The 3805-nt window shown below is 68.1% G+C and carries 3 protein-coding genes; all 3 read right to left on the bottom strand.

Features of this window, described 5'->3' with window-relative positions; genetic code table 11:
- A partial coding sequence (locus Q0716_RS00775) for an acetyl-CoA C-acyltransferase (protein ID WP_299018624.1) occupies positions 1-998 on the bottom strand: 998 nt, incomplete at its 3' end.
- 22 nt (positions 999-1020) lie between these two features.
- On the bottom strand, positions 1021-3432 hold the full coding sequence (locus Q0716_RS00770) for a 3-hydroxyacyl-CoA dehydrogenase/enoyl-CoA hydratase family protein (protein ID WP_299018622.1): 2412 nt from the start codon (positions 3430-3432) through the stop codon (positions 1021-1023).
- Positions 3433-3467: 35 nt separating this feature from the next.
- Positions 3468-3805 (bottom strand): DUF2147 domain-containing protein (locus Q0716_RS00765; RefSeq protein WP_299018620.1); only part of this gene is annotated, 338 nt, incomplete at its 5' end.

Here is a 3805-nt window from a genome sequence, read left to right as displayed (position 1 = left end):
TCGATCCAGTCCAAATCGTCTTGCTTCAGGCCGGCGGCCTTGAGCGCGGCGGGGATGGCTTCGATCGGCCCGATGCCCATGATGTGCGGTGGCACCCCGCGGCTGGCGTAGCTGACAAAGCGCGCCAGCGGCTGCAGGCCAAAGCGCTTGACGGCGTCCTCGCTGGCCAGGATCAGGGCACCGGCGCCATCGGAGGTTTGCGAGCTGTTGCCGGCCGTCACCGTGCCCAGCCCCGTGGGCGTGCGGTCGGCGCGCCACGGCGTGGCAAAGACGGGTTTGAGCTTGGCCAGCGCTTCCAGGTTGGTGTCGGCGCGTGGGCCCTCGTCCAGCGTGACGGTGCGCGTGGTGGTGCGCACCTCGCCGCTGTCCAGGTCCAGCGTGCGCTCGACCACGTCCACCGGGGTGATTTCGTCGGCGAACTCGCCGGCCTGTTGCGCGCGGATGGCACGCTGGTGCGACTGCAGAGCAAACGCATCCTGCGCCTGGCGCGACACCTTCCACTGCTGGGCGACCTTTTCGGCGGTCAGGCCCATGCCGTAGGCGATACCGTAGTCCTCGACGTTGTCGAGGTTGGCGAAGATGCTGGGCGACAGGCTGGGCGTGTTGCCCATCATCGGCACCATGCTCATGCTCTCGACGCCGGCGGCGATCATCACATCGGCCTCGCCCACGCGGATGCGGTCGGCGGCCATCTGCACGGCCGACAGGCCCGATGCGCAAAAGCGGTTGACGGTGATGCCACCCACGCTCTTGGGCAGACCGGCCAGCACGGCGCCCACGCGCGCGACGTTGAGGCCCTGCTGGGCCTCAGGAATCGCGCAACCGCAGATCACGTCTTCGATGGCAGCGGGGTCGAGACCCGGCACTTGGGCAACGGCGGCGCGCAGCACGTGGGCCAGCAGGTCGTCGGGCCGGGTATGACGGTAGTAGCCCTTGTGGGATTTGCCGATCGGCGTGCGGGTGGCCGCGACGATATAGGCGTCTCGAAGGTGTTTCATGTCGGGTATCTCCGCATCGGGGTCAGTTGCGCAGCGGCTTGCCGGTATTGAGCAGCGCCATGATGCGTTCCTGGGTCTTGGGCTGGGTGATCAGGGCGCAGAAGGCCTCGCGCTCGAGCTTCATCAAGTACTCTTCGCTGACCAGGGTGCCCGGCTCGACGTCACCGCCGGTGACGACGTGGGCGATGCGGCTGGCGATCTCGAAGTCGTACGCGGTCATGAAGCCACCGTCGCGCATGTTGACCAGCGACCCCAGGATGGTGGCCTTGCCCGAACGCCCGGCGACGGGGAAGAGCCGCTTCAGCGGCGGGCGGTAGCCGGCCTCGGCCATGGCCTGGGCGGTGCGCAGCGCCACGAACAGCAGCTCGTCGCGGTGCGGCACGATCAGGTCGCTGTCCAGCAGGTAGCCCAGCTTTCGGCTCTCCAACGCGCTCGTGCCCACGGTGGCCATCGCCGCAGCCTTGAAGCCTTCGGTCAAGAAGGGCAGCAAATCGGTGCCGGTCGACAGACGCGCGTTTTCCGCGGCGCGGCGGGCGATATAGGTCAGCCCGCCCGCGCCGGGAATGAGGCCCACACCCACTTCCACCAAGCCGATGTAGCTCTCCATGTGCGCCACGCGGCGGGCACAGTGCACCGCCAGCTCGCAGCCGCCACCCAGCGCCATGCCGCGCACCGCAGCCACGGTCGGCACCAGCGCGTAGCGCAGGCGCAGCATGACGCGCTGCATCTCCGACTCCACCGACTCGATGGCCTGCACGCCCATGGCGGCAAATGCGGGCAGCGTGGCCTGCAGGTCGGCACCCACCGAAAACGGCTCGTCGCCCGACCACACGACCAGGCCGCCAAAGCGCGCCTCGGCCTCATCCACCGCGCGGTCCAGCCCCTCCACCACCGCCGGGCTGATGGCGTGCATCTTGGTCTTGAGGCTGGCGATCAGCACATCGTCCAGCCCGGGACGCGCCAGCGTCCACAGGCGGATCGCGTCGTCCTCATACACCGTGGTGCCATCGGTGCGCCAGTCGGGGCCGGTCTCACCGAACACGCGCTCGCGGTAGAGCTGGCGCGCGTGCACCGGCAGCGTGCGCGGCGGCTCGAACCGACCGGTGGCCGGATTCCAAGAGCCCTCGGGCTGGTGCACCCCACCGCGCTCGGCCACCGGACCGTGGAACACCCACTCCGGCAGCGGCGTGCGGCACAGCGCGCGCCCAGCGTCGATATCTTCCTGCACCATGCGTGCCACGTCCAGCCAGCCCGCCTCTTGCCAAAGTTCGAACGGCCCCTGGCTCATGCCAAAGCCCCAGCGCATGGCCTGGTCCACGTCACGCGCGGTCTCGGCGATGGTTTGCAAGTGCACCGCGGCGTAGTGAAAACCGTTGCGCAGGATGGCCCACAGGAAGCGCCCCTGCGGCCCTTCGGCGTTGCGCAGCAGGCGCAACCGCTCGGGCGCGGGCTTTTTGAGCATGCGCCCGTACACCTCGTCGGCCTTGGCGCCCGCGGGCACGTAATCGCCCTTGGCCAGGTCGAAGCGCAGCACATCACGCCCCGCCTTTTTGTAAAAGCCCGCCTTGGTCTTTTGGCCCAGGTGGCCTTTGTCGAGCAGTGCCTGCAGCACCGCCGGGGTGGCAAAGGTGTCGTAGAACGGGTCGGTCTCGGGGCTGAGCTGGGTTTGCATCGTGCGGATCACGTGCGCCAGCGTGTCCAGCCCCACCACGTCGGCGGTGCGGAAGGTGCCACTGGAGGCGCGCCCCAGGCGCTTGCCGGTGAGGTCATCGACGATGTCGAACGTCAGCCCGTAGCGCTCGGCTTCGCGCATGGTGGAGAGCATGCCCGCGATACCGATCCGGTTGGCCACGAAGTTGGGCGTATCTTTGGCGCGCACCACGTTCTTGCCCAGCGTGGTGGTGACAAACCCCTCCAGCGCATCCAGCACGTCGGCGAGCGTTTGCGCGGTGGCGATCAACTCCACCAGCGGCATGTAGCGCGGGGGGTTGAAGAAGTGGATGCCGCAAAAACGCGGGCGCAGCGCCTCGGGCAGCGGCTCGGCGAGCTGGCCAATGGAGAGGCCCGAGGTGTTGGTGGCCAAAATGGCGTGCGGCGCCAGGTGCGGGGCGATGCGCGCGTAGAGCTGGTGTTTCCAGTCCATGCGCTCGGCGATGGCCTCGATCACCAGGTCGCACTCGGCCAGCAGGCCCAGGTGCTCGTCGTAGTTGGCGGGCTGGATCAGCTCAGCCTCGTCGGCCACCCCCAGCGGGCTGGGTTTGAGTTTTTTCAGGTTGGCGATGGCCTGACGGGCGATGGCGCTCTTGTCGGCACCGTCCTTGGGCAGGTCGAACAGAATCACGGGCACGCGCACGTTGACGAGATGGGCGGCGATTTGCGCGCCCATGACGCCCGCGCCCAGCACGGCCACGCGGCGAACTTGGAATCGAGACATGGATAGGGTTCCTCGCGGTCAGCGGGCGCGGCGCGTCACTGCGCGCGCACCCAGGTTTGGGTACGACCGATGAACAGCACCGAGCCGCGCACCTCCAGCTTGGCCCCGCCCTCGACGGGCGTCAGGCGCACGTTGTAGGTCTTGCCGGATTCGGGATCGAGGATGGTGCCGCCTTCCCAGACGTCCTTGCCCTCGACCTTGCGCACACCGCGGATGATCTCCAACCCCACCATGGGCTGGTCTTTACGGTCATCGGTGCAGGCGGTGCAGCGCCGGTTGGGATCGGCCCCCTTGCGCAGCAGCTTTTCGATACGACCGGTCAGGACACCGTCTTTCTCGGTGATCACGACCTCGCTCTTGAGCTCCTTGGTCT

It is taken from the genome of uncultured Tepidimonas sp. (assembly GCF_938045175.1).
GTDB lineage: Bacteria > Pseudomonadota > Gammaproteobacteria > Burkholderiales > Burkholderiaceae_C > Tepidimonas.
This window is presented reverse-complemented; position numbering and strand designations above follow the sequence as displayed.